The organism is Haloactinomyces albus (assembly GCF_031458135.1).
In the GTDB taxonomy this organism is placed as follows: domain Bacteria; phylum Actinomycetota; class Actinomycetes; order Mycobacteriales; family Pseudonocardiaceae; genus Haloactinomyces; species Haloactinomyces albus.
Map to the genome: position 1 here is coordinate 4,462,364 of NZ_JAVDXW010000001.1, position 24,908 is coordinate 4,487,271.

General features: G+C 65.5%; 20 protein-coding genes. 3 read left to right on the forward strand and 17 right to left on the reverse strand.

The features are described 5' to 3' along the window. Positions 1–179: 179 nt before the first annotated feature. From JOF55_RS21045 to JOF55_RS21095, 11 genes are all read right to left on the reverse strand, one after another. Positions 180–1,997, reverse strand: a complete 1,818-nt coding sequence (locus JOF55_RS21045) for an IucA/IucC family protein (protein WP_310277186.1) — start codon at positions 1,995–1,997, stop codon at positions 180–182. Beyond that, entirely contained in the window at positions 1,994–2,587 is a 594-nt protein-coding gene (locus JOF55_RS21050; protein ID WP_310277189.1) for a GNAT family N-acetyltransferase, read from the reverse strand. Before JOF55_RS21050 ends, JOF55_RS21045 begins: the two co-directional genes overlap by 4 nt. Further along, complete coding sequence (locus JOF55_RS21055) at positions 2,584–3,909, reverse strand: lysine N(6)-hydroxylase/L-ornithine N(5)-oxygenase family protein (protein WP_310277192.1); 1,326 nt, start codon at positions 3,907–3,909, stop codon at positions 2,584–2,586. The genes JOF55_RS21050 and JOF55_RS21055 overlap by 4 nt, the downstream gene beginning before the upstream one ends. A gap of 28 nt (positions 3,910–3,937) precedes the next feature. Next, on the reverse strand, positions 3,938–5,479 hold the full coding sequence (locus tag JOF55_RS21060; protein ID WP_310277195.1) for a pyridoxal phosphate-dependent decarboxylase family protein: 1,542 nt from the start codon (positions 5,477–5,479) through the stop codon (positions 3,938–3,940). A 373-nt stretch (positions 5,480–5,852) separates the two neighbouring features. Next, positions 5,853–7,217: a 2-hydroxycarboxylate transporter family protein gene (locus JOF55_RS21065; protein ID WP_310277198.1), complete on the reverse strand. Its 1,365-nt coding sequence runs from the start codon at positions 7,215–7,217 to the stop codon at positions 5,853–5,855. 94 nt (positions 7,218–7,311) lie between these two features. Further along, positions 7,312–8,178: a hydroxymethylglutaryl-CoA lyase gene (locus tag JOF55_RS21070; protein ID WP_310277201.1), complete on the reverse strand. Its 867-nt coding sequence runs from the start codon at positions 8,176–8,178 to the stop codon at positions 7,312–7,314. Position 8,179: 1 nt separating this feature from the next. Beyond that, entirely contained in the window at positions 8,180–9,409 is a 1,230-nt protein-coding gene (locus tag JOF55_RS21075; protein WP_310277204.1) for a CaiB/BaiF CoA transferase family protein, read from the reverse strand. 165 nt (positions 9,410–9,574) lie between these two features. Then, a complete protein-coding gene (locus tag JOF55_RS21080; protein WP_310277207.1) occupies positions 9,575–10,240 on the reverse strand; it encodes an IclR family transcriptional regulator in 666 nt (221 codons plus the stop codon). 67 nt (positions 10,241–10,307) lie between these two features. Beyond that, on the reverse strand, positions 10,308–11,582 hold the full coding sequence (locus tag JOF55_RS21085) for a dihydrolipoamide acetyltransferase family protein (protein ID WP_310277210.1): 1,275 nt from the start codon (positions 11,580–11,582) through the stop codon (positions 10,308–10,310). Continuing rightward, the gene (locus JOF55_RS21090; RefSeq protein WP_374727573.1) at positions 11,579–12,550 is read right to left on the reverse strand and encodes an alpha-ketoacid dehydrogenase subunit beta; all 972 of its coding nucleotides are present in this window, start codon (positions 12,548–12,550) and stop codon (positions 11,579–11,581) included. The genes JOF55_RS21085 and JOF55_RS21090 overlap by 4 nt, the downstream gene beginning before the upstream one ends. A gap of 16 nt (positions 12,551–12,566) precedes the next feature. Next, positions 12,567–13,670 carry a thiamine pyrophosphate-dependent dehydrogenase E1 component subunit alpha gene (locus JOF55_RS21095; protein ID WP_310277216.1) on the reverse strand — a complete coding sequence of 368 codons (1,104 nt, stop codon included), beginning with the start codon at positions 13,668–13,670 and terminating at the stop codon, positions 12,567–12,569. 134 nt (positions 13,671–13,804) lie between these two features. Here JOF55_RS21095 and JOF55_RS21100 point away from each other — a divergent pair, with 134 nt between their 5' ends. Then, a complete protein-coding gene (locus tag JOF55_RS21100) occupies positions 13,805–14,245 on the forward strand; it encodes an Lrp/AsnC family transcriptional regulator (RefSeq protein ID WP_310277219.1) in 441 nt (146 codons plus the stop codon). 68 nt (positions 14,246–14,313) lie between these two features. Beyond that, positions 14,314–14,943, forward strand: coding sequence for an L-threonylcarbamoyladenylate synthase (locus tag JOF55_RS21105; RefSeq protein ID WP_310277222.1), 630 nt, complete (start codon positions 14,314–14,316; stop codon positions 14,941–14,943). Positions 14,944–15,009: 66 nt separating this feature from the next. Here JOF55_RS21105 and hrpB read toward each other — a convergent pair whose 3' ends face one another. Then, a complete protein-coding gene (hrpB, locus tag JOF55_RS21110; protein ID WP_310277225.1) occupies positions 15,010–17,490 on the reverse strand; it encodes an ATP-dependent helicase HrpB in 2,481 nt (826 codons plus the stop codon). 103 nt (positions 17,491–17,593) lie between these two features. Continuing rightward, the gene (locus tag JOF55_RS21115) at positions 17,594–19,012 is read right to left on the reverse strand and encodes an amidase (RefSeq protein ID WP_310277228.1); all 1,419 of its coding nucleotides are present in this window, start codon (positions 19,010–19,012) and stop codon (positions 17,594–17,596) included. 129 nt (positions 19,013–19,141) lie between these two features. Here JOF55_RS21115 and JOF55_RS21120 point away from each other — a divergent pair, with 129 nt between their 5' ends. After that, on the forward strand, positions 19,142–19,498 hold the full coding sequence (locus tag JOF55_RS21120) for an Lrp/AsnC ligand binding domain-containing protein (protein ID WP_310277231.1): 357 nt from the start codon (positions 19,142–19,144) through the stop codon (positions 19,496–19,498). Between the two features lie 101 nt (positions 19,499–19,599). On the opposite strand, the gene JOF55_RS21125 is transcribed toward JOF55_RS21120, so the two are convergent. From JOF55_RS21125 to JOF55_RS21140, 4 genes are all read right to left on the reverse strand, one after another. Beyond that, positions 19,600–21,174, reverse strand: coding sequence for an amidohydrolase (locus JOF55_RS21125; RefSeq protein WP_310277235.1), 1,575 nt, complete (start codon positions 21,172–21,174; stop codon positions 19,600–19,602). Positions 21,175–21,401: 227 nt separating this feature from the next. Continuing rightward, a complete protein-coding gene (locus JOF55_RS21130) occupies positions 21,402–22,862 on the reverse strand; it encodes an APC family permease (RefSeq protein WP_310277237.1) in 1,461 nt (486 codons plus the stop codon). Positions 22,863–23,106: 244 nt separating this feature from the next. Continuing rightward, the gene (locus tag JOF55_RS21135) at positions 23,107–24,396 is read right to left on the reverse strand and encodes a flavin monoamine oxidase family protein (protein WP_310277240.1); all 1,290 of its coding nucleotides are present in this window, start codon (positions 24,394–24,396) and stop codon (positions 23,107–23,109) included. A 10-nt stretch (positions 24,397–24,406) separates the two neighbouring features. Then, positions 24,407–24,721 (reverse strand): cupin domain-containing protein, encoded by a 315-nt coding sequence (locus JOF55_RS21140; RefSeq protein ID WP_310277243.1) that lies wholly within the window; start codon positions 24,719–24,721, stop codon positions 24,407–24,409. Positions 24,722–24,908: the final 187 nt, after the last annotated feature.

Sequence of the window (24,908 nt, forward strand, 5' to 3'; positions counted from 1 at the left end):
GTCACCTTCTCGTACGTGATCTTGCCGTCGAAGATCATACCGCAACGGTTTGCGAGTTTTCCGGCACCGTCGAAGCACCCTCCACGGCCGCGGGACCGACGACGGACCCTGCTGATGAGTTGACTCCGAAGTGTGTGGTGTGACCGCCCTCTCTTCATTGCTGGAATATTCCACCAATGTTATTGGCGTATTCCACCAGTATCGTCTTCTCGTCTCGATTCGGAACCTGGAGCGAATCGGGCGATCGGGTTGTCCAGCCTGCCGACCAACTGGAGCGCTCCGGACGGGTCCTGAAGGTCGACCATCTGACTGCTGTCCCGTAGCTGCAGGCGGTTGAGGCAGGACAGGTCGAACTGCTCGGCGAACAGGTCGTAGCGTTCGAACTGCTCGGCCAGGTGGGGAACGGACTCCTGGTAGTCACGGACGCACGAGGCCACCGTGAACCAGAAGGTTTCCTCGTCCATGGCTCCGTCCGTGACCAGAACGGCACTGAGGAACCGGAAGAAGCAGTCGAAGACGTCGGTGAAGATCGACAGCGTGTGCAGGTGCTCCGGAACCTCCGCTCGGATCCGTTCCACCTCATCGGGCAACGGTGTCTGCCTGCTCATCACCGCCACTTCCTCGCCGATGTCCTTGAGGAGGACGCGCTTCGGCACTCCGTGTTCGAGGACGAGGATCACGTTCTCCCCGTGCGGCATGAACACCAGTCCGTAGGCGTAGAAGCAGTGCAGCAACGGCGCTAGATAGGCGTCCAGGTACTTTCGCAGCCATGCTTGCGGAGACAGTCCCGACTCGGCGATGAGCCTGCCGACGAAGGTGTCGCCCGCGCGGTCGACATGCAGCAGCGAGGCCATGGTGGCCGGCCGCTGACCCGGTTCCAGGAAAGGGGTCGGGCTTTGCCGCCACAGCGCCGCCAGCATCTTCAGGTAGGGTGATCCCTTGGCGGCGGCGGCTTCGTACTGCTCGGGGTGGTAGCCGAGCGCGGCCTTCTCGCGGAGGACGTCCACCGGATATTGCCGGAGAACCTCGTCTTCGGCGAACAGATCGCTCACCCAGTCGTTGATGGCCGGCGTGGCCTTCATGTACTCGGTGGACAAGCCCCGCATGAATCCCATGTTGAGCACGGAAAGCGATGTCTTGACGTACGAGCGCTGCGGGTTGCTGATGTTGAAGAAGGTACGAATGGACTGCTGCGCCAGGTACTCGTCGTCGCCGGTGCCCAAACACACGATATCGCGCCGCGCCACATCCGCGGCGAAGGTCACCGAAAGCTTGTTGTTCCACTGCCACGGATGCACGGGGATCAAGTGATACTCGTTCGGGTCGAGCCCGAACTCGCCGATGCGGGCGGTGAAACCGGCCAGGGTGCTCGTGTCGAGTTCGGAGCGGATCAACTCGTCGTAGCCCAGTCCTTCGGATGCGGAAAACGTCGAGCGATCCTGGTGCACCGCGAGCCAGATCAGCCGTACGGGCGTGGCCGCTTCGGGCGCGTAGGAAAGGTACTCGCTCACCCCGAACCCGATTCGTCCGCTGTTGGCGAGGAAACAGGGATGCCCTTCGGCCATGGCCGCCTCGATCGTTTGGAAGTCGGCCCGGGCGAGGTCGGCGGCAGGGCGCTCCGGCAGCGAGAGCTTGAACGCCATGCTGGCGAGAGTGCTGCTGATCTCTTCGAGGTACAGCGGTAATGTGTCCACGCCCAGGGTGCGATGGAAATCGACCATGAACTCGAGAGCGTCCAGGTGCTTTTCCACGCCGTCCTTGGTACGGGCGAGGCTGTCGGGGTCGACCTGCCAGTGGTTCAGAGCCAGTTTCCTGGCCGAGAACAGGTACTCGCTTCGTTGGTCGTCGCTGCGTAGGCAGTAGTGCCCCGGAGCCGGCTCCTCGGGGGAAAGCAACCTCTCATGGGAGAATTCGGCAATCGCCTTGCGAACCAAGAGTCGGTTTGCCCGATCCCAATACTGCGGGGCCAGGTGCGGCGGAGTGCTGTCGGAGTTCATGAATCCACGTCCTCGTTCGATTTCTGCTCGCTATGGTGGGATTTCCGGTACTGCTCCCGGGTGCACGTGCTGAGGTAGGCATCCTTGTCCCGCAGTGAGACCCGGCTGATCACCCGGAACCCCACGGCTTCGTTGAGTACGTGGACCGGATGGTTGCGGACGTCGGGCTCGACGACGATCCGCTCGTTGGACGGGTCCGCGAAGAGATGCTCCACCACGGTCCGCAGCACGGCGAGGGTGAACCCGTGTACCGGGTGTTCGGTGGGAGCGGTGAGGAAGTGCATCCCGATGTCTCCGGGGGCCGATTCGTACACCTCGGCCACTTCGCAGTTCGCGGGATCGTAGGTCTCGATCAGAAAGGCCGGTTGCCCGGCATGGCAGCCGAGAAAGGCATCGTGCCCCGTCGTGGCCGCGATGTCCCGGAACATGGATTCGACGTCGGCGAGCTGTGCTGCCTGCATCATCCAGAACACGGACTTGGGATGGGTCAGCCAGCCGTACAGCAACGCGAGGTCGGTGGGCAGTTCCACCCTGCGCACCGTGAACTCGCCGAGCGCCGGATCGGTGCGGCGGAACAAGCACTCGCTCATGCTCGGCTCACCTCGTCTTCGCGGGGATGGCCGAGGGGAGCCCCGAACTCCTGAAAAGCGATCGCGTCCTCCACGGGGTAGTATTCGCGTCCGAGCATTTCCCGGATGAGCACCGAATTCCGGTATGCCCCCATGCCCAGATCCGGAGCGACGAAACCGTGGGTGTGGGACTCGGCGTTCTGGACGAAGATCTCGTTTCCCGCCGTGTCGATGCTGTAGTTGCGCCCGACATCGAACCGTCCCGAGCCGTCCCGGGCGATTCGTTCCGCTACGGGATCCAGGAAATCGGGAACCGCGTAGGTGTGTCCGGTGGCGAGGACCAGTCCCCGGGTGGTGTGGGTGAAGTCCCGCTTCTGCTCCTCGTGGCGCAGGTCCAACGTGTACTGTCCGGTTGCCTCGTCATATCGGGCACCGGTCAGCGCGGAGTTGGTCATGAGCCTCGTCGAGCACGAGCGGTCCCGGTTTTTCAGATACAGCAGGTCGTAGATTGCGTTGATCAGATCCGAGCTGATCCCCTTGTAGAGCGGTTTCTGCGAGGCCAGTAGCTGGTCGCGGGTGTGCTCGGGCAGGGAGTGGAAGTAGTCGGCATACTCCGGGGAGGTCATCTCCAGCGTGAGCTTCGTGTATTCCAGGGGGAAAAACCGTGCAGAACGGGTGATCCACGTCAGCTCGTAACCGTACTTGTCGATGTCGGTGAGCAGGTCGTGGTAGATCTCGGCTGCGCTTTGGCCGCTTCCCACGACGGTGATGCTGCTTCGCGACTGAAGGGTGGGTTTGATTTCCAGGTAGCGGGAGCTGTGCACTGCCGCACCGGCGGGCAGGCCGCGGCAGGCTTCGGGGATGTGTGCGGGAGTCCCCGTTCCCAGGACCAGGCGACGTCCGCGGAGGGTGTGGCGCTGTCCCGATGGCAGGACCCGAGCGTGGACGATGTAGGACTTGTCGTCGATGTCGTACTCGATCTTGTCGACGTGGTGGCCGAACCGGACGCTTGTGAGCTGATCGGCCGCCCACCGGCAGTAGTCGTTGTATTCCGACCGCAACGGATAGAAACTTTCCCGGATGTAGAACGGATACAGACGTCGGGATTGCTTCAGGAAGTTCAGGAAGGAGTACGGCGAAGTCGGATCGGCCATGGTGACCAGGTCGGCCAGGAACGGTGTCTGTAGCGTGCTGCCCTCCAGCAGCATCCCTCCGTGCCAGTCGAAGTCCTGCTTTCTCTCCAGGAACACGCCGTCGAGTTCCGCCACCGGCTCGCTCAGACAGGCGAGACCGAGGTTGAACGGCCCCAGGCCGATCGCGATGAAATCGTGCGTCGTGGACAAGACGACCTCCAAACTGGTGAGACGGGAGTCAACTCGCTCGGGAGTGGCCGAACTCCTGTGGAACGTGGCCGGTGAGGTATTCCTCGGCGTGCTCGGCGAGGAGGTCGAGGACATGGGATATGTCGTTGACCGAGGTCTCGGGATTGAGCAACGTGAACTTCAGGTGGTTCCTGCCGTTCACGGTCGTGCCTGCCACCACGGCTTCACCGGAGTCGAACAGCGCTTGCCGGGCGTGCCGATTCATCCGGTCGCACAGTTCGGGATCGATCTCCTCGGTCGATACGTACCGGAACACCAGCGTGCTCAGCTGTGGCTCCGCAGCGAGTTCGAAGCGGGAGTCGGCGGCCAGGAGTTCCCGGGCTTCGGACGTTCGGTCCAGGACTTCGTCGAACAGCCCACCGAGAGCATCGGGTCCCAGGACTCGCAGCGTCATCCAGAGTTTGAGCGCGTCGAAACGCCGGGTGGTTTGCAGGCTTTTGTCCACCTGGTTGGGTGTGCGTTCCGCATCGGTGTCAGCGGGATTGAGGTAATCCGCGTGATACGTGATGTGGCGCAAGTGCGCCGTGTCGCGGACCAATATCGCGCTGGAGCTGACCGGTTGGAAGAAGGACTTGTGATAGTCCACGGTGACCGAATCCGCGCGCTCGATACCGGCAAGTAGTTCTCGGTGGCTGGAAACCAGCAGACCGCACCCGTAAGCGGCGTCCACGTGCAGCCACACCCCGTACTGCGCGCAGAGGTCGGCGATGCCGTGCAGGGAATCGATGCTGCCGAAGTCGGTTGTTCCCGCGGTGGCGACCACCGCCATCACGACGGCGTCCTCGGCGCTGCATCGCGCAAGCTCTTCGGCCAGGGCATCCACGCGCATGCGGCGACGTTCGTCGCACGGTACGGACCGCACCGCGTCATGGTCGAGACCCAGTAGTGCCGCGGATTTCGCGATGCTGAAGTGGCTGCACTCGGAAGTCAGCACGCGAAGCCGGGAAAGAGGCACCGTGTGGCCGAGGTGGTTCGTGCCGCTCTGCGCCTCGCGGGCCTCGTCCCGTGCGATCGCCAGTGCCTGCAGGTTGGACTGCGTCCCTCCACTGGTGAAGACACCGTCGGAGGCATCCCCGAGTCCGATGCGGTCCGCTGTCCATCGGATCATCCGCTGCTCGATCAGTGTCGCGCCTGCGCTCTGATCCCAGGTGTCCAGCGACGAGTTGATCGCCGACAGGATCGCCTCACCGGCCACTGCGGGAATCACCACGGGGCAGTTGAGGTGACTGAGATATCGCGGATGGTGAAAGTACACCGCATCGCGGAAGTAGATCTCCTCGAGCTCTTCGAGGGCCGTTGTCGTGTCCCGCACCGGCTCGTCGAGATCGATCGCCGAGACGCGCTTGCCCAGTGCGGCAGCGGATGTACCGGTGTGCGGACGATCGACCTCGGCGAACGTGCCTGCGATCCGTTCCACACACCGGTGCAGCGAAGCGCTGTACTGCCTCAGGTTCCGCTCGTTGAGCAGGTGTTCCGAACCGTCGGTGCCCGGACTTTCGTGATCCGAGAGCCGACGCGGGGGAGAAGTCATGCGTGTTCTCCATCAGTGCAGGACGCCAGTTACTTAGGAGAGGCTAACCTTATTGGATCAAGACGAACAATGTGACCGTGCTCATTCGAACTCCAGTGCGAATGAGCACGCGGATTGGGTGCTCGACCCGCTGTGCCTCTCCCTGCCTCGGTATTTCGAGGTCGATCGAAATCCCGGAGGGGCGTGCCGCGCCTGATCGACGGAGTCCTTTTCGGACACTCCTGGTGACCGGGTCGGCCGCAGGAAAGTCCTGGTGGCGGCCATGGTGGCGCAGGGCCTTCAGGGAGCGATTGCCGGTCCCTGTCTTCGGTAAGGCACCCCGTCCTCGTGGGAACCTCCGCGGTGCGGGGTTCCCACGAGGACGGGGTGCTGGTCACAGGATGGGAACCAGCAGTGAGGCCAGCAGGAGGGTGACCACCCCGCCGAGGCGGGTGCTCAGCTGCGCGAAGGGCATCAGGTGTAGCCGATCGGCGGCGCTGAGCACGGAGACGTCACCGCTGCCGCCGGTGTCGGCCATGGCCAGTCCGGGTGTGATGGAGGCTTCGACGAAGTTCATCTTGAGCAACCACCCGAGCAGACCGGCGACCACACCCGAGATCAGCACGGCACTGGCGGTCAGGAGCAGGAACAAGGGGTCGCGCAGAGCCGTGAGGACTTCTCCGATCTTGATGTAGGAAATGCTGACGCCGACGAGTAGGGTGGGGAGCCATGCGGTGGTTGCCAGGTCGTTCCAGGAGGAGGCGGCCTCCTCGAGTCGCGTGGGCAGCAACCTGAATATTTTGATCAATGCTGCCAGGATGATCGTCCACGCGAATTCGTGGATTCCGGGAACGAGGTCGCCGAGGAGGTTTCCGGCGACGAACAGGACGCAGGCTATGATCAGTCCTTGGGCCAGTGCTGCGAAGTCTCCGGTGCTGTGCTTCTGGGGGACTTCGAGGTCTTTGTCTCCGGTGAAACGAAGTAGTTGACCGTGGCCGTTGAAGCCCGCGAAGAGCTGTCGCCGTTTGCCGAGGCCGTTGTAGAGACCTGCGATGAGGATGCAGAAGATGTTGGCCAGCACGACGGCAGACATCAGACCGGCCAGGTAATTTCCGGGGGTTCCGCCGAATTGTTCGGCATACATTTCCGACATGGGAATGGCGCCGATCCCGATTCCACCGCCCATGGTGGGGGCGGCGATGTAGAGCAGGGCTTCGCGGAAGCCGAATCCGATGAGTGCGCCGAGCGCTCCGGTGCTGAAGAGCGCTAGGCTGATACAGCCGAGCAGTGGGAGTACGAATCTGGGACCGGCTTTGAGCAACAGTTGCCGCGGCATACCCAGCACGCTCCCGGTGATCAGGGAGACGACGAAGAAGTCGAGGAAACCGGCCTCGGTGGTGAAGGTTGTGACCACGTCGATCACGGATTGGGGCAGAACCTGCAAAAAGACCAGCACGGCCGGGACGAAGGTGCACAGGATGGTCGGCAGGCCGAAGTCCCGGATCACCGGAAGCAGATTGCCCAGCCACATCAGCAGTCCGCCGAGGAGCATCGCCGTGGCGAAGCCTGCGACCATGGGCACTGCCAGGTTGTCCGTGAGCGCGCCGGCGAGGACGATCGCGAGGGCCGTCAGGAACAGTGGGCCGGGTAGTCCCGCGATGGTGCCGATTCGGCTCGATCCGTGGGTGTCTGCGGGTGGGTGCGGTGGTTGGACCGTGGTGGATTGGCTCTGGGTGCGATTCGAATCGGAAGTGACCATAGCGCGTCCTTGAGCAATAGGTGGCTTCATTGATGATTCAAGAGCCGATTTCGAGAAGAGATCCGCGCATGCCGGACGGACTGCTGACGGTCGGTCAGGTCAACGTCCGGGCGCGGGTGAGAGCCTGCTTCACCAGGGTGATCGCGTCTGCAAGCGCACTCTCGTCGATCCCGGTGGGAATGCCACGGGAGTGCAGGTGGGCCACCAGGTCCTCGGTGGCGATGTTGCCGTGCGCGCCGGGGGCGAAGGGGCAGCCCCCGTAGCCGCCCGCGGCGCTGTCGAATCGTGTGATGCCCAGCTCGAGTGCGGCGTCGACCGTGCGCAGGGCCTGGCCGTGGGCATTGTGCAGGTGCAGGGAGAATTCGGTGTCCGGGTGAGTCGACCGCAGTACGTCGAGGGTACGCACGACCTGCTCCGGAGCGGCGGTGCCGATCGTGTCGGCCAGGCCGATCCGGGTCACGCCGAGCTCGGTGAAGCGGCGGGTCAGCGGAAGCAGGGCCTCGGGGGCGATCTCACCGTCGAAGGGACAGACGAACGCGGTGGCGATACCGGCGGCGAAGGTCACCGACGGGTACTCGGCGACCACATCGGCAACGTCGGCGAGGGCGTCGTCAACGCTGCGTCCGGAGTTGGCCTGGCTGTGTCCCTGGCTGGCCGAGGTGACCACAGTGATTTCCTCGGCTCCGGCCGCGGCGGCGCGGGCGATGCCACGGGCGTTGAGTGCCAGCGCGCTGTAGCGCACCGAGTCTTTGTGCGGCAGGGCGGCAACGAGTTCTTCGGCGCCCGACATCTGCGGGACCCGGTTCGGGTTGACGAAGGAGGCCGCTTCGATCGAACGGAGACCGGCCGCAGCCAGTGCCCCGGCGAGGGCGAGGCGGTCGTGGACCGATACCACGACGGGTTCGTCCTGCAGGCCATCGCGCAGCACCACGTCGGTGAGGATGACGGCGGTTTGGTCCATCTCAGATCACCTTCCGGTTGCGCAGCTCGCCGAGTTGTTCGGCGGTGTAGCCGAGCAGGCCGCCGAGGACGTCCTCGGTGTGGGTGCCGAGTTCGGGGCCTGCCCATCGGAGCTCGCCGGGTGTGCCGGGCAGCCGCGGAACGATGCCGGGGAAGCGCACCTCTTCCGGTTCGCTGTCGACGGCGATCTTGAGCGGGCGGAGCATGTCGCGGGCCCGGTAGTGCTCGTCCTCGGCGATCGCGCGGGCGTCGTGGACCGGCCCGGCCGGAACGCCGGCGGCGCTGAGCAGCTCGACGGCTTCCGTGCCGGTGCGCTGGGAGGTCCATGCGGAGATGGCGCCGTTGAGTTCGGGCTCGCGGGCATCACGGGCGTCCCCGTTGGTCAGCTCGGGATCGTCGCCGAGGTCCGCGCGTCCGATGGCGGTCATGAGTCTGCCGAACACGCCGCTGGAATTACCCGCGATCACCACCGACCGGCCGTCGCTGGTGGGATACACCCCGCTCGGGACGACACCGGGCAGATTCCCGGCGGTGCGCTCGCGGACCACGCCGTAGGCGTCGTAGTCGGGGATCAGTGACTCCATGGCCATGAACACCGACTCGTACAGGGCGACGTCAGCGACTCGCGGGCCTTGGTGCTCGTGGCCGCGCGCCTTCGCGAGCAGCATCATCAGTGCTCCGATGGTGCCGTAGAGCCCGGCGAAGGTGTCGCCGATAGGGGCGGCCGGGCGCACCGGTTCGCGGTCGGCATGGCCGGTCACCTGTCGAAGCCCGCCGAAGGCCTCGGCCACGCCACCGAAACCGGCACGGTCCTTGTACGGGCCGGTCTGGCCGTATCCCGAGATGCGGACCAGCACGATGTCCGGGTTCGCGGCGGTGAGTTCCTCGGGTCCGAGACCCCAGCGCTCCAGGGTGCCGGGACGGAAGTTCTCTACCACCACGTCGCAGTGCCGGGCCAGATCCAGGGCGATGGTGCGGCCCTGCTCCGTGTGCAGGTCCACGGTCACCGAGTGTTTGTTGCGGGCAATGGTGCGAAACATCATCGAGGTGTCACCGCGGCTGCGCCGCCACCCGCGCAGCTCATCTCCGGTGCCGGGCCGCTCGATCTTGACGACCTCCGCGCCGAAATCGGCGAAGATCCGGGTGGCGAACGGTGCCGCGATGAAATTGCCGAGTTCGAGTACCCGAATACCGGCGAGCGGAGGTGGACCTTCCTCGGTCTCCTCGGTCATAGTCGACCATCCTTTTATCAAATAATGATAATTGGTGCTCATTTAACGAGAAGAAGAGTAGGTTCGCCGCCCATCGGGCACAAGGGGGTGTGCAAGATCAAGAGTGATGCAGATCCCTAGATCGATTCAGAAAAGCCATTCGGCAAAGCCGATTCAGCACGTTGATCAGCCGGCCTGGAGAACCGTCTCGATGCGTTCGGCGGCGGCGACGACGGCATCGCCGAACTGGTGCCCCGGTCCTTCGGTCTGCACGCGGGACACCGGTGCGGACACCCCCACCGCGGCCACCACCTCACCGTGCAGCCGCACGGCAGCGCTCACCGAGCACAGGCCCGGGGTGCGCTGGGAAACGCTTTCGAACCACCGGCGGTCAGGGTGGTCGGGATCGAGCGGGTCGGCCCCGGTGAGCACGCGCGCGGCCGATCCGCCCGCTGTCAGCGACAGCACCGAGCCGACCGGCAGCGAAGCGCGCAGCTCCGCCTCGGACTCGACGCTGACCAGGCACAGTCGCTGCTCACCGCGCCGAACCCAGACCTGGGCGCTCTCCCCGGTCTCGCGCCGCAGGTCCTCCATGACGGGGCCTGCGGCAGCGACCAGCGCGGAGGAGGCGAAACGCCAGCCGGTGTGGTGGCGGCCGTCGCCGTCGCGGCGCAGCAGCCCGTGCTCGACCATCGCAGCGACCAGCCGATGCGTGGTCGGAACCGCCAGCCCCAAGTGACGAGCCAGCTCACTCGAACCCATCGGCGTGCGCTCGACCGTGTCGAGGATCGCCACCGCCCGATCCAGCACGCCGACACCCGTCACCGAGGTCACCGACTCGTCCTCCGCCATGGCAACGAAGATAGTCCCTCGCCCACGACTCTCCTCGATCAGGCGGAGAACTGCCCGGCAGCTCCGGTCACAGATCGCCCAGTAGAGCCGCAGGCCGCTCGACGCAGTCGGCAACGAAGCGCAGGAAACCGCCCGCGGTCTCGCCGTTGCACACCCGATGGTCGAAGGCGAGGGTGAGTTGGGTGAGCTTGCGGATGGTGAGCTCACCCTCGACCGCCCACGGTCGGTCCATGATCCGGCCCATGCCCAGAATGGCGGCCTCCGGGTGATTGATGATCGCCGCGGATCCGTCCACGCCGAACACGCCGTAGTTGTTGACCGTGAACGTGCTGCCGGTCAGATCCGACGGTGCCAGCGCTTCCTCGCGTGCGGCGGTGGTCATCCTGGTCAGTTCCGCCGAAAGCTGCCTGCTGCTGTGCCTGCCCGCGTCGCGAATCACCGGCACGAGCAGCCCGCGCGGGGTCTGCGCGGCGACACCGAGATGCACATTCGGGTGCACGAGGATCTCGGAACGCTCGGTGTCCACAGCGGAGTTCAGCGTGGGGTAGCGCTGCAGGCCGAGTACGCAGAACCGGGCAAGCAGGGCGAGCACGCTCACGGGCTGCTGCGAGTCGGTCGCGTTGATCTCCGCGCGGAGGCGCAACAGCTCGGTGGCGTCGACATCGACCCAGACCGTGGCTTCGGGAATCTCCCGCCGAGAGCGCGAGAGCCGCTCGGCGATCGCCCCGCGAACACCGGTCAGGGGGATGCGTCCGGTCCCGTCGCCGTCCGCGGGAAGGGGCGACGGCGAAGTGGCTGCGTTGATCGCGGCCTGCACATCCGAGCGCAGGATGAGCCCGTCACGGCCGGACCCGGTCAGGGTGGCCGGGTCGATGCCGTTGTCGCGGGCCAACTTGCGCACCACGGGCGAGATCACAGCAGGCCGGGGAGGCGGTGTCCGCTCGGGCTCCGGCGCCGCGGCCGGTGCCCGCTTTCCCCTCCGTCGGCGACCGTGTCGCCCCTGATCCCCGGCGGTGCCGTAGCCGACGAGCACGTTGCCCGAGCCGGTTTCCGGTGTCGCCACGCCGGGTTCGTCGAACGCCGCATCCGTCGTTTCGTCGGCACTGCCGCCGACGGAGATCAACGGTGTCCCCACCGCGACGACCTCCCCGACGGCGCCGTGCAGAGCGGTGATCACGCCGGCGTGCGGGGTGGGCACCTCCACCGACGCCTTGGCGGTTTCCACCTCGACCACCGGCTGGTCCACCCCGACGGTGTGACCGACTTCGACCAGCCACTGCACGATCTCGGCCTCGGTGAGTCCCTCACCGAGATCGGGCAGCCGGAACTCGTGCGTGCTCACCGGTCCTCCTCCCACTGCAGGTCTGCGATCGCGTCCAGGACCCGGCCGGTGTGCGGCAAGTGGTGCTCCTCCAGCTTCGGCGAGGGGTAGGGGATGTCGAAGCCGCCGACCCGCGCCACGGGGGCTTCCAGGTAATGGAAGCATCGTTGGCTGATGGTCGCGGCGACCTCAGCGCCGTAGCCGCCGAACACGGGGGCTTCGTGCACGACGACGGCACGGCCGGTCTTGCGGACGGAGGCGCAGACCGTGTCGGCATCGAGGGGGCTCAGCGAGCGCAGGTCGACGACCTCGACCTCCCGGCCCTCCTCGGCGCGTGCGGCCTCCGCGGCCTCCATGGCGGTGGTCACCATCGGCCCGTAGGCCAGCAGCGTCACGTCGGTACCCGCACGGCGGACGACGGCCCGGCGCATCGGTTCGGTGACCGCGGGCAGCTCCACCTCGGCCTTGGTCCAGTACCGCCGCTTCGGTTCGAGGAACACCACCGGATCGGAAGCGGTGATCGCCTCCTGCAGCATCGAGTAGCCGTCGGCGGGGGTAGCCGGGCTCACCACGGTCAGGCCGGGCGTGTGGGTGTAGTAGGCCTCGGAGGAATCGCTGTGGTGCTCCACACCGCCGATCCCGCCGCCATAGGGAATCCGAATCACCATCGGTAACTCGATCTTCCCGCGCGTGCGGTTGCGCAGTTTTGCCACATGCGAGGTGATCTGCTCGAAGGCGGGGTAGGCGAATGCGTCGAACTGCATCTCGACCACGGGCCGCAGGCCGTACATGGCCATGCCGACCGCGGTGCCGACGATCCCGGCCTCGGCCAGCGGGGAGTCGAAGCAGCGCTGCTCACCGAACTCGGCGGCCAGGCCATCGGTGATCCGGAAGACTCCGCCCAGCGCGCCCACGTCCTCACCGAAGACGAGCACGTCCGGGTCGGCACGCAGCGAGTCGCGCAGTGCGGCGTTGAGCGCCTGCGCCATGGTCACCTGATCCACCTCAGACCTCCTTCTGCTCGGATGCCAGTTCCTCGGCGAGCAGGTTCGCCTGCTCCCGCAGTCCGGCGGTCGGTTCGGCGTAGACGTGCGCGAACAACTCGTCCGGGTCGATGTGCACATCGGTGCCGAGCTGGGCGCGCACGTCTGCGGCGAGGCCTTCGGCCTCCTCGTCCACTGCCGCGGTGGATGTCTCGTCGAGCAGACCGGACTCGCGCAGCAGCGCGGTGAGACGGTCCAGTGGGTCGCGCTCGTGCCAGGCTCGCACCTCGTCGCCGGGGCGGTAGCGAGTCGCGTCGTCGGCGTTGGTGTGCGCGTCCATGCGGTAGGTCGTTCCCTCTACAAGGGAGGGACCGTTTCCGGCGCGGGCCTCGGAGAGCGCTCGCGCGGTCACGGCGTACACCGCGGCCGCGTCGTTGCCGTCCACGTGGTGGCCGGGCATGCCGTAGCCGACGGCCTTGTGCGCCAGGGTCGGTGCCTTGCTCTGCTTGGCCAGCGGCACACTGATCGCCCACTGGTTGTTCTGCACGAAGAACACCACCGGCGCGCCCCAGACCGCGGCGAAGTTGAACGCTTCGTGCGCGTCGCCCTCGCTGGTCGCCCCATCGCCGACGAACACCAGTGCCGCGGCATCGTCTCCGCGCAGGCGGGCGGCGTGTGCCAACCCGACGGCATGCAGCGCGTTGGTGGCAAGCGGCGTGCACTGCGGTCCCGCACGGTACCGATACGGGTCGTACCCACAGTGCCTGCCGCCGCGCAGCAGCTCCAGGACCTCCACCGGCGGCACGCCGTGCGTCACCAGTGCGACGCTGTCGCGGTAGGTGGGAAACAACCAGTCGCGGGATCCCACCGCGTGCACGGCGCCGACTTGGCACGCCTCCTGGCCCGACGAGGACGGGTACACGGCCAACCGGCCCTGCTTGGTCAGCGCGGTGGCCTGGCGGTCGAACCGTCGCCCGATCACCATGCTCCGGTGCAACCCGAGCAGCACATCGGAGGTGGGCAGCCCGAATCCCGCACCCTCCACCGGAGTGCCGGACTCGTCGACCAGCCGGATCGGTGTACCGCCCGGCAGCAGTTGCTGCGGATTCAACTCAGTCGCGGTCATGACCGAATGTTCGGTTAATGTGGAGTCAATCGTCCAGATTCAGCTCGAATATCGAGACGAATGGTGCCCAATCGCCGCGAAAAGAGGACCGATTGTCGAAAAATTGGGGTAATGAGGTTCCCGGCGCTGGACACATGGCCGTCCGGCTCGACGACACCGACCGCAAGATCGTGGAACTGCTGCAAGCCGATGGGCGGATGTCGATGCGCAAGCTCGCCGAAGACCTGCACATCTCCCGGGCGAACGCGTACACGCGCCTGCAGCGGTTGCAAGACGAGGGCGTGATCGTCGGTTTTCAGGCCGTGGTCCATCCGGAACGCCTGGGCTTCACCATCGCCGCCTACATTGCCGTGAAACTCCGGCAGCGCTCCTGGCACGGGTTCGCCGAGGGACTGGAGAGCGTTCCCGGGATCGAACAGGCAGCGATGATCGCAGGCGAGTACGACGCCGTGCTGCTCGTGCGCGCCACCGACGCACGGGTGATGCGAGACGTGGTGCTCGAACAGTTGCAGGCGATGCCCGAGGTCCTCGGCACCCAGACCATGTTCGTCCTCGACGAGCGGCCGTCGGGCTGAATCGCACACTTGCTCGGCACCAGCGAAGCGCGCGCTGTGGGACGTGTCGGTCCGGCTAGGCTCGGCCCATGGCGAAGTATTTCGATGTGCATCCGGAGAACCCGCAGCGGCGTGCGATCGGCCGGGTGGTCGACATCGTCCGTGCCGACGGACTGATCGCCTATCCGACGGACTCCTGTTTCGCCCTCGGATGTCAACCGGGCAACAAGGACGGGATCGACCGGATCCGGTCGATCCGCGACCTCGACAATCGACACCACTTCACGCTGGTGTGTCAGAATTTCGCGCAGTTGGGGCAACTCGTACACATCAACAACCCGGTTTTCCGGGCGCTCAAGGCATCGACTCCGGGCAGCTACACGTTCATCCTTCCGGCGACGAAAGAGGTGCCGCGCAGGCTGCTGCACCCCAAGAAGAAGACCGTCGGTGTCCGGATTCCCGACCACGTCACCGCGCAAGCACTGCTCGCCGAACTCGGCGAGCCGCTGCTGTCGAGCACGCTGCTCCTGCCCGATGAGGACGAGCCACTGACCCAGGGCTGGGAGATCAAGGAACGACTCGACCACGTGGTGGACGCGGTGGTCGATTCCGGCGACTGCGGCACCGAACCCACCACGGTGATCGACTTCTCCTCCGAGGTGCCCGAGATCCTCCGCCGCGGAGCGGGCGACACCGCCCGGTTCGAAGAGCCGCAGTGACGGCCGTGGTGGTCTCCTCGGCGGTTGCGGAGGTCGGTGCTGTGCGCTCCTCGCCGTCCCGGCCGGTCAGCCGCTGCGGCCGGGGCGGCTCGGAGACGCAGTCAGCGGATTGTCCGGCCAGGCGTGCTTCGGGTATTGGCCTCGAAGGTCGGCGCGGACCTGCCGGTACCCATTGCTCCAGAAGGACTCCAGGTCACCGGTGACCGCGGCGGGCCTGCCCGCCGGGTCGAGCAGCCGCATCAGCACCGGAACGCGGCCCTCGGCGATGGTGGGCACGCTCGTCCAGCCGAAAACCTCCTGCAACCGCACCGGCAGGGCCGGTTGCTCCCCGCCGTAGTCGACCCGCACTCGGGCACCGGAGGGTACTTCGATGCGGTCCGGGGCGAGCTCGTCGAGCCGACCGGCCTCCGGCCAGGGCAGGAGGCGGCGCAACGCTTCTCCGGCGTCGAGACGTTCCAGGTCGGATCGAGTGGCCGCGGCGGACAGTTCGGGTTCCAGCCATATCTCCGCCGCGGCGAGCAGGTCGGCATCGCCGGTGGCGGGCCACGGATCGCCGAACTCGTGGTGCAGAAAGGCGAGTCGCTGCCGCAGCTGCTTGGCGTCTTCGTCCCAGTGCAGCAGACTCGGTCCCGCGGTGCGCAGACCCTCGAGCAGTGCTGCCCGTACCGCGCTCGCCCGCGGTGTTTCCAGTGCTTTGTCGGACAGCACGATCGAACCCAGGCGGCGAACGGTGCGCGCACGGACGTCTCCGTCGTGCCAGTCGATTTCGTCGGTGGTGGACAGCAGGTCCGGTGCGGCCTGCTCGGCGAGTCGCTGGTCGGCGCGTGCGGCCAGCCGGACGAACCCGTGAGCGCGGCTGGGGTCGCGCTCGGCGACCGCGATGGCCAGCCATTCCGACCCGGCGAGTCCCTCGGACGTGGGCAGGCCCGACGGGTCCTCGCGCACTTCGGAGCGGGGGAGCTCCACAGCGGTCCCTCCGGACATCAGATACACGCGCGAACGGGGTGAACGGCGGCGGGCCAACCGTTCGGGGTGGGCGAGAGCCACCACCAGAGCGTCATCCCCGGAATCCGGAGGATCCTGCGGGGTGGGCACCATCCCTTCCAGGCGCCGCACCTCGCGCCGCCAGCGCTGGGAGCCCGAGCCCTTGCCACGGAGTTTTCGCAGAGCCGTGGCGAGTTCGGTGTCCTGGGCGAGACCGTCGTCGTCGAGCAGTGCCACGACCTCGGCGGCAGTGCGGCGACCGGCGCTCGCGCTGCCGTCCAGCAGTGCACGCGCCAACCGCGGGTGCAGCCCGAGCTCGACCATCCGCCGTCCCCGCTCGGTGACCACCCCGTTCGCATCCAGGGCGCCCAATGCTGCCAGTACCTCCTGGCCTGCTGCCAGCGGACCCGCCGGGGGAGCGTCCCACCAGCGCAATGCGCTGCCATCCGGGGTTCCCCAGCAGGCCAGTTCCAGGGCGAGCCTGGTGAGTTCCGCGGTGCGGATCTCCGGCTCCGGGTAGTGGGCGAGCACGCTGTGCTCGTGCTCGGGCCAGCACCGATAGGTGTGGCCGGGTCCCTCACGTCCGGCGCGCCCGGCTCGTTGCTCGGCGATCGCCCGCGGAGCGCGTACCGTGACCAGCCCGGACAATCCGCGCCGGTGATCCACGCGGGATACGCGGGACAACCCGGAATCCACCACCGTCCGCACCCCCGGCACGGTGAGGCTGGACTCGGCGACCGCGGTGGACAGCACGACCCGCCGCCGTGTTCCCCGGTGCAGGGCGATGTCCTGCTCGCCGGTCGGGAGTCGTCCGTGCAGCGGTAGTACATCGACACCGGAGACATCCGCGAGCAGTTCGCGAGTGCGTGCGATCTCCCCGGCGCCGGGCAGGAACGCGAGCACGTCCCCGTGCTGCTCGTCCAGCGCGGTCCGCACGGCACGTGCCACGGTGCCTTCGATTCTCTCTTTGCGCAGCGGTGCGAGATGGCTGGTGGTGACCGGATGAGTCCGTCCGTGCGCGTGCACGACCGGGGCCGGGGCCTCCTCACCGAGCAGGTTCGCCAGCCGGTCACCGGCCACCGTTGCCGAGGTGGCCAGGACCCGCAGATCCGGCCGCAGCCCGCCACGCGCGTCCAGCAGCAGAGCCAGCAGGAGATCCGCGTCCAGATGCCGTTCGTGGCACTCGTCGAGGATGACGGCGTCCACCCCGGAGAGCTCGGGATCGGACTGCAGCCGCCGTACCAGCAGCCCGGAGGTGACCACCTCGATGCGTGTGTTCGCCGACGAGCGTCGCTCACCGCGCACGGCGTAGCCGACACGGTCGCCGACGCGTTCGTCGAGAAGCTCGGCCATGCGCGCGGCAGCGGCCCGGGTGGCGAGCCTGCGTGGCTCGGCCACCGCCACGCGCAGCCCTCGTTCGGCCAGTGCCAACGGCACCAGACTCGTCTTGCCGGTACCGGGAGGGGCGATCAGCACAGTGGTGCCGTTGCGGTCCAGCGCCTCGCCGATCTCGTCGAGAACGGACCGGACCGGCAGGTCGGGCAGCTCGGGCAGGGCATCCATGGCCGAAACGGTATCGCCCGGCCGGTGATGAGCGCGGTCACCGTGAGCAGGGTCCGAAGCCTCGGCACCGGTTGTGGGATCCGCGTGGCCACCGGGACAGTGGTCATGCACCGAGGTCCGGATGTCGGTTGGTGAGCTTCGTGGCCTGTTCGAAGGCGTGCCCGACCTGCAGGACTGTGAAGTCACCGCGGTGCGGGCCGACGATCTGCAGACCGATGGGCAATCCCTCGGGGGTGAATCCGGCGGGTACGGAGAGCGCGGGGCAACCCGTGGCGGATACGAAGTAGCACGAACGCATCCAGTCCAAGTAGGACTCGCAGGGGACGCCGGCCACTGATCGGGGGTATTCGAGTTCGAGGTCGAAGGGAGCAACCTGGCTTACCGGGAGGAGCAGGATGTCGTACTGCTGGAAGAACACCCGCATTCGATGGAACAGCTCGGTGTGCAGCTGTTCCGCACGCGCGATGTCGGTGCCGCGGAGCAGGCGTCCGGTATCGATGTTGTCCACCAGGCTCGCCTTGAGTCGATCACCGTGGTGGTCCCGGAGTGAGCCCAGACCGAGGTCGAACTCCCAGGCGCGTAGCGTTCGAAAAACTTCCTCCGCACCGGAGAAGTCGGGGCATGCCCGCTCGACGGTGCAGCCCAGCTCGGCGAGATGTTTCGCCGCGGGTTCCAGCGCGGTGCTCACGGCCGGATCCACCGGCACGGTGCCGCCGAGATCGGTCGAGAACGCGACACGCAGTCCGGTGAGATCACGGTCGAGGGAGTCGGCGAAGCGGGCTCCCGGTTCTTCCAGTGCGATCGGGCTGCGGTTGTCGGGTCCCGCCAGCACCGAGAGTGTCAGGGCCGCGTCTTCGACGGTGCGCGCCATCGGTCCCTGGACTCCCATGGTCGTCCACGCTGCCTGGGTGGGCCAGCTCGGCACGCGTCCCGGTGAGGGACGGAATCCGACGACATTGCAGAAGGAAGCCGGGTTGCGCAGCGATCCGCCCATGTCGCTGCCATCGGCCACGGGATGCATTCCGCAGGCCAGTGCCGCAGCCGCTCCGCCGCTGCTTCCACCGGCCGATTTGCTCGGGTCGTAGGGGTTGGCGGTGGTGCCGAACAGGGAGTTGAAGGTGTGCGATCCGGCGGCGAACTCCGGGACGTTGGTCTTGCCGATCGTGATGGCTCCTGCGGTCCGCAGCCGTTCGACGACCAATTCGTCCTGGTCGGCAATGTTGTCGGCGTACAGCGGTGATCCGAAGGTCGTGCGGACATCCGCGGTGGCGTGCGTGTCCTTGTGCGCGATGGGCAGCCCGTGCAGCGGCCCCACGTCGACCCCCGCAGCAAGACGTTCGTCGGCCGCGTGTGCTTCCTCGAGTGCGCGCTCGGCGACAAGGGTGACCACCGCATTGACAGCGGGGTTGGTCCGTTCGATTCGGTCGAGATGCGCCTCGACCACTTCCCGCGCCGAGAGTCGGCGTTGCCGGAGGAGCCCGGTGAGCTCTGTCGCCGTGCAGTAGCAGATGTCCGTGCTCACTGGATGCCTTCCTGCAGTGGGTCTCGGGGTGCGTGGTGGTGCTGCCGACTCGCCGGAGAGACTGCACGTACTGCCTCTTATGGGCAATAGGTTCTCGACAGATGACGAAAACAGCTACAGACTTGGCGCATGTTGAACGAAATCGCGCAGGAAGGCGGAATCGACCAACTCGACCGACGTGTCATCGGTGCGCTGCAGCCGGATGTTCTGGAGCTTCCTGTCGAGGCGTTGCTGTGGATCAAGACCAGGCCCGACGAGGTCGAGTCGACCGGCCGGGCCCTGTTGACGTCCCCGCTGGTTCGCTATGCGGCCGCGATCACCGGCGAGTACCAACTCGTCGCCGACATCACCGTGGCGAGTCGAGCCGCACTTTACGAATTCGTCACCGCGGGCGAGTGGCTGTCGGGAGTGGAACTCGTCGAGACATGCCTCGTCGTCAGCGGACTCAAGCGCAGCGGTGTCACCTCTGCGAGCACCCTCGGGTGAAGCTGTTCTCCCGCCGCGCTGGAATCATCGGTCAAGGGTCGATGTCGAGGAAATCTCCTTCCTGGCTGTGGGCGTGCCGGTGGAGCCGTTCGGTGATCTGCCTATGGCGACTCCTCCCGATACACCGTCCTTCCCTCGAACAAGGTGCGCAGGACACGGGTTTCGCCGATCTCGTCGGCAGGCACCTCGAAGATGTTGCGGTCCAGCACAATGAGATCGGCGGACTTACCGACTTGCACGCTCCCCTGTCGGTTGGCACGGCCGATGACTCGGGCGCCACCGAGTGTCATCAACTCGACGGCGGTGGCCAGATCAACCGCCTCCTCACCCCGCTGCAACATGCCTTGCAGGGCGGGAAAGAGGTTCGGATTCGCGGTGATGATCCAGTCGGAACCGACCGTCATAGTTGCCCCGGCCCGCAGAATGGAGCCGAATTTGAACCCGTTCTGCAGCCCGAACTCCTCGATGTGCCAGATCGCCGGCGACATCTCGGCAACCACGTTGAGCTGCGGGAAGCGTGCGTAGTCCGCGTCGTTGATGAACGTGCAGTGAGCGATTTCATGGGTGGGGCCGTTCGCGCCGTTGACCTTTCGGACGCCCTCGAAGGCGTCCAGTGCTGCATGGACCGACCCCTCCCCGGCACAGTGGATCTTGACCGAGAGGCCCTCCGCATCGAACCGGCGAATCAATTCGAGCAGCTGCTCGGCGGGCACGAGGAGATTGGCCTCGTCGACCGTACCGTCCTCATGGAGATCCACCTGCGTCATGTGGGGCGGGAGTGGAGCACCGTCCAGCCAAATCTTGACGAAGTCGGTGTGCACATGCTTGCTGGCGGTGGAGGAACGATCGGCGATGGAGCGGTCGAGTTCGGCAGCGGTGGCCATGCCGAATCCTTCCTCTCGCCACGGCAAGTGGGCCGCGACTTGCAGATGTAGTTCACCGGCCCGCTCGAGCTCGGCGAGGGCATGCAGAGCCTGAGGAGAAGCGGATGCTTCCTGGGCCGAAGTGATCCCGTATTGGTGGCAGGTCGCGATTGCCCACCTGAGCGCCTCGCGGTAGGTGGACTCGGGGTAGTCCGGGATGGCTCGCATGACGGGCCACCGCGCTTGCTCGACGAGTTCGCCGGTGAGTTCCCGGGAACCGGGGCGTCGGATGAGTCGGCCGCCCGGTGGATCCTGTGACGCCTCGCTCAGCCCGGCCAGCTCGAGTGCCTTGGAGTTGACCAGTCCATGATGGATCGAGTAGTCATAGAGAAATACCGGTCGATCCGGAAACGACTCGTCGAGGAATCGGCGATCGAGTTCACCGTCATCGAAAGCCTGTGGCAGGAACTCACCGCCCACGACCCAGGGCTGCTCCCCCTCGGCCGCTGGTCCGGAGCAGTGGCATTCGGTCAGGTCACGCACGATCTGTTCCGGATCGGAAGCCGGGGAGAGCCGACATTCGTACTGGAACTTCAATCCGCTCGCCAGGAGATGGATGTGCGCATCGTGCAGCCCGGGCATGACCATGTGCCCTTCGAGATCGATGATCTCCGCCTCCGCCGGGGATACGGACCGGATCTCCTCCGTCGACCCCACCGCAGTGAAAATCCCCTCTTCGACCAAAACGGCCTCGGCCCAGGGGAACTTGGTGTCGACCGTGTATATTTTTCCGTTGATCAGTGCTACCGACATCGATTACCTCCACTTTCGGTTTGGAAAGGCCTTGTGCGATGACGAAGATTCCCCTTCATCTCAGGGCTGTATCGTTATCTCATCGGCCAACGGATTCATCTCTGCGTGGCGGCTCATCCCCGGCTGAAGAGTAGCTCGCCCGAGGTAGGCATCAAGTCACCGAATGTCTCTTCTCGGTGGGTTTCTCCGGTATTTGCGCGCAGCCTCCTGTACTGGTGTTTCCTCGCTCATGATGCCTCATGTGCCTTCTCGGTCGGGGAAGCTTCGGGCATTGCAGGAGTGTGCTCTCGGAGTCGTAGCGAGCCGCGGTCCTGGACAACTCGTCGGTAGCCGAACAAGGCGATGCCCAGCGATAGCAGTGCAATACCGATCGCCACCTCTTTGGGGCCGCCGTGGTGGCTCAGACCGGGATTACTGATGCCCACGGCCAGGAGCATGGTGTTGAACAGCGCGACGCCTGTAGCGATCGGGATCCAGCTCCGTCCCAGCTTGATGTCTCGTGGCCAATGCGGACGGTCTTTACGCAGGAGCAGGAAACCGATGACGGCAAGGGTGATGGCCAGGATATAGCCCAGATTGCTTGCGATCAGAATGGCGACCGGATCGCCGACGAAAGCCACGATCAGAATGTTGACCACCATCGTGACCCACAGGGATCTGCTGGGAACACCGTTGCGGTTGAGCTGGTCGAACTGCTTGATGGTCATGTCCTGCTGGGCAATGCCATACAGTGCACGGCCGGCGTCGGCCGAGGAGGAGATCATGCTCAAGAACAAAGCACCACACAGCACTGCGGTGACGACACCGGAGAGACCTGGCAACAGTTCCTGAACAGCCAGGATTCCATACGAGGTCGGATTGTTGGTGATGGTCGCTTCACCGAGCTTGCCTGTCGCTGCCAGCGGAACGATGGTGTATGCGGCGACCATGAACAGTGCGATGGATGTCAGGGCCCGTGACGTATCGTGCGTGGTGTCCCGGTACTCGGGGGCGAACGCTGCACATAATTCGGTGCCGTAAATGGCCCAAGCGGACACGTACAGCCACACTACGATTGTTTTCCATCCACCATCGATGTGCGAGGTGAGTTCCGCACTGTTCCAGCCGCCGGTGACGAACGGGCCAATCGCCAATGCCGCCAGTACCACGATGAAGGCCGCGCCGATCACCTGGTTGAAACGCACGGCAACACGGATTCCCGATACATTCAGCACGATACACGCGATGACGGCGGCGACAGCGATGGTGTGCGGAAGCCCGAAGGAAACATCGCCCACGGTGAACAGCGTCCAGGTCGCCTCGGTAAACCACTGAGCCTGGATGAGCGAACCGATGGTGAGTCCGACAAGAGCGAGTACCAGCGCCCAGCCGCACCAGTAACCGAACGCTGCCAGCGGGCCGATCGGAGCGAAATAGCGCTTCCAGGCTTCGGACGCGTACATCGCGACACCACCTGGCTTTTCCGGGAACATCGCCGCCATTTCAGCGAAGAGCTTGTTCTGTAGTAGAGCGACGGCGGCCAGTGTCGCACAAATAAGTACTGCTGGAACCGTACCGACCGCTCCGATCACATTGCCGACCGAGATGAAAAGGCCTGATGCGACAGGAAGGGCCAGCATAAATCCGTGGTGCCAGCGAAGTGACTTCTGTAGTCGATTATGTTCATCGACAAGGTTGCTTTCTGCCATGTTCGGGTTCTTCCGAGGAGGAGGTTCTCCGGGTGGTGGTAATGAACGCTGACGATGTTTGTCCTTGGTCGAAGCCGTTCACGCCGATAATGCCGATGGATTTCGGGCCATGAGCTGTCGCGGCAATGTGCTGACCGGCGACTTGGCGATGTGCTGGGTGCAGCTTCGGCCATTGAGCCGAATTCGGCATGAGGGCGGCGTGGCCCTGATGTCCGTACGGAGTGGCCACGCTGCCGCGCATGGTTCAGTGTGCGGTCGTCAGGCGGCGTGCGACGTGCAAGCCGCTCTCGATGGCACCGTCGATAAAGCCGGCCCAGCCGGTGCCATAATCACTTCCGGCAAGGTGCACCCGGCCATCGGGACGCTGCAGGTCACGCATGTATCGGGTGAGTTGCCCCGGACGCAGCATCGGCCAGGTTTCTCCTGAGTACGGGTCGGCCACCCAGTCATGGCCCGCTACATCGACGATGTCGAGATCGGGCCGCCACAAGTGCAGTGCCTCGGCGATACCGTCCTTGTCGTCCGGACGCAAGCGTGACGCCTGTGGGCCGAAGGCGACGAGCAGCGTGTCACCGTCGACGGTGTATTCGACCTGGGAAAAGGTGAGTGGTTGCTCGGAGGGGCCGAACATGAGGAACGGATCGTGCTCGCCACGGACCCGGATCCACACCTTCATACCTTGAGACGCTTGACCTTCTTCGGCAGCCGCCTGTTTCGTCGCGGACAGTCCGGGCTGAAAATCGATCGTCGACAGCACGTTGAGGGGGAGCGTGACCACGACCTCGTCGGCGAGGAACTCCTGTTCCGATGCGGTGCGTACACGGGCACCGTCGCTGCCGTGCTTGACCGTCGTGACGACCGTGCCGAGCTGAATCTCGGCGTTGCCGTCCTCGGCGATGGCTCGGGCAAGAGCCTTGGTGCCGTGCTTGATCTTGTACGTTGCGCACGCCTCGAACAGCAGTTGCCAGTCTCCCGAGGCAGCCGAGCACCAGCGAAGTGCCTGTGTGAGCCCGCCGGTCTCGGCGGGAGCATTGAAGTTCAGCGACCACATGGCACGGACAAGCTCGTCTTCCTCGGGGGGTAGGTCGAGCTCGTCGATGCGGTCGTTGATCGACTTCTTGTCCAGTTCATCGAGGTCATCACGCAGCAGTGGTGCATAGGGCTGATCGAACCACTCGCGTGTGTCGGCGACCGAGCGTTTCATGCCCGGGTCGAACAGGCCGAACAGTTCGTCCGGGCTGCCTTGATGTACCCGGCCCCGGCTGTACCAGTAGGCGTGTTCGGCGGTCGGTGTCTGCGAGATCTCCAGACCGTAGCGGGTGATCTCCGACCACACGTGCGGTTGTGCCCAGTGAACCCAGGTACCACCCAAGTCCAGACCGCGGCCGAGTCGCTCGGTGGTCCAAGTGCGCCCGCCGATGCGGTCCCGGGCTTCGAGGATCAGTACGGACGCTCCCCGCCTGCGAAGCTCGCGTGCGGCTGTGAGGCCTGCGAATCCGGCTCCGATGATGATTACGTCATAGCGTTCGCTCATGGTGACGGCCTCAGGCGTGGATGAACAGCTTGCGGAAGGGCATCCGGAAATGCCAGGTCGACTTGACGCCCTGGGAGTATGCGGCGATGTCGCCCGGGCGAAGGTCGACCGATTCGCCATCCTCGGTCGTAATGGTCACCGACCCCTCCAGCACATGGATGGTTTCGGGCTTCTCGAACTCGTAGGGCGTCTCCTCGGGAAGTTGCCCTGGCAGTACGCGCCAGATACCGGACACACCCGGCGTGATCCAGTGCACTTCCCCTGCCTTGGTGCCGTCCATGAGGAACGGCTCGAAGCTCTCGGTGTCAGTCGTTGTCTTGTACATCGGGATTCTCCGTACTTCTGGCCGGAACGTACTGCGGCTTTCGTTGCTCCAGCACTCGCTGGTCGACGCGTATACGGACGGTGAACGCGTGCCGACGTGCGTTTGTCGTCGCAGTGAACGAAAGGTGCCGCATGTGCTGGTGAGCACATCATGCAGCAAATCGCCGGAGGTTTGTTGCCGTGTACTG

Excerpts from the sequence above, each read along its gene's own strand:
- JOF55_RS21060 (WP_310277195.1), bottom strand. The coding sequence starts at position 5,479 with ATGACTTCTCCCCCGCGTCGGCTCTCGGATCACGAAAGTCCGGGCACC.
- JOF55_RS21100 (WP_310277219.1), top strand. The coding sequence starts at position 13,805 with ATGGCCGTCCGGCTCGACGACACCGACCGCAAGATCGTGGAACTGCTG.
- JOF55_RS21130 (WP_310277237.1), bottom strand. The coding sequence starts at position 22,862 with ATGGCAGAAAGCAACCTTGTCGATGAACATAATCGACTACAGAAGTCA.
- JOF55_RS21095 (WP_310277216.1), bottom strand. The coding sequence starts at position 13,670 with ATGACCGCGACTGAGTTGAATCCGCAGCAACTGCTGCCGGGCGGTACA.
- JOF55_RS21125 (WP_310277235.1), bottom strand. The coding sequence starts at position 21,174 with ATGTCGGTAGCACTGATCAACGGAAAAATATACACGGTCGACACCAAG.
- JOF55_RS21135 (WP_310277240.1), bottom strand. The coding sequence starts at position 24,396 with ATGAGCGAACGCTATGACGTAATCATCATCGGAGCCGGATTCGCAGGC.
- JOF55_RS21140 (WP_310277243.1), bottom strand. The coding sequence starts at position 24,721 with ATGTACAAGACAACGACTGACACCGAGAGCTTCGAGCCGTTCCTCATG.
- JOF55_RS21075 (WP_310277204.1), bottom strand. The coding sequence starts at position 9,409 with ATGACCGAGGAGACCGAGGAAGGTCCACCTCCGCTCGCCGGTATTCGG.
- JOF55_RS21045 (WP_310277186.1), bottom strand. The coding sequence starts at position 1,997 with ATGAACTCCGACAGCACTCCGCCGCACCTGGCCCCGCAGTATTGGGAT.
- JOF55_RS21080 (WP_310277207.1), bottom strand. The coding sequence starts at position 10,240 with ATGGCGGAGGACGAGTCGGTGACCTCGGTGACGGGTGTCGGCGTGCTG.
- JOF55_RS21065 (WP_310277198.1), bottom strand. The coding sequence starts at position 7,217 with ATGGTCACTTCCGATTCGAATCGCACCCAGAGCCAATCCACCACGGTC.
- hrpB (WP_310277225.1), bottom strand. The coding sequence starts at position 17,490 with ATGGATGCCCTGCCCGAGCTGCCCGACCTGCCGGTCCGGTCCGTTCTC.
- JOF55_RS21120 (WP_310277231.1), top strand. The coding sequence starts at position 19,142 with ATGTTGAACGAAATCGCGCAGGAAGGCGGAATCGACCAACTCGACCGA.
- JOF55_RS21105 (WP_310277222.1), top strand. The coding sequence starts at position 14,314 with ATGGCGAAGTATTTCGATGTGCATCCGGAGAACCCGCAGCGGCGTGCG.
- JOF55_RS21090 (WP_374727573.1), bottom strand. The coding sequence starts at position 12,550 with ATGGCGCAGGCGCTCAACGCCGCACTGCGCGACTCGCTGCGTGCCGAC.
- JOF55_RS21070 (WP_310277201.1), bottom strand. The coding sequence starts at position 8,178 with ATGGACCAAACCGCCGTCATCCTCACCGACGTGGTGCTGCGCGATGGC.
- JOF55_RS21050 (WP_310277189.1), bottom strand. The coding sequence starts at position 2,587 with ATGAGCGAGTGCTTGTTCCGCCGCACCGATCCGGCGCTCGGCGAGTTC.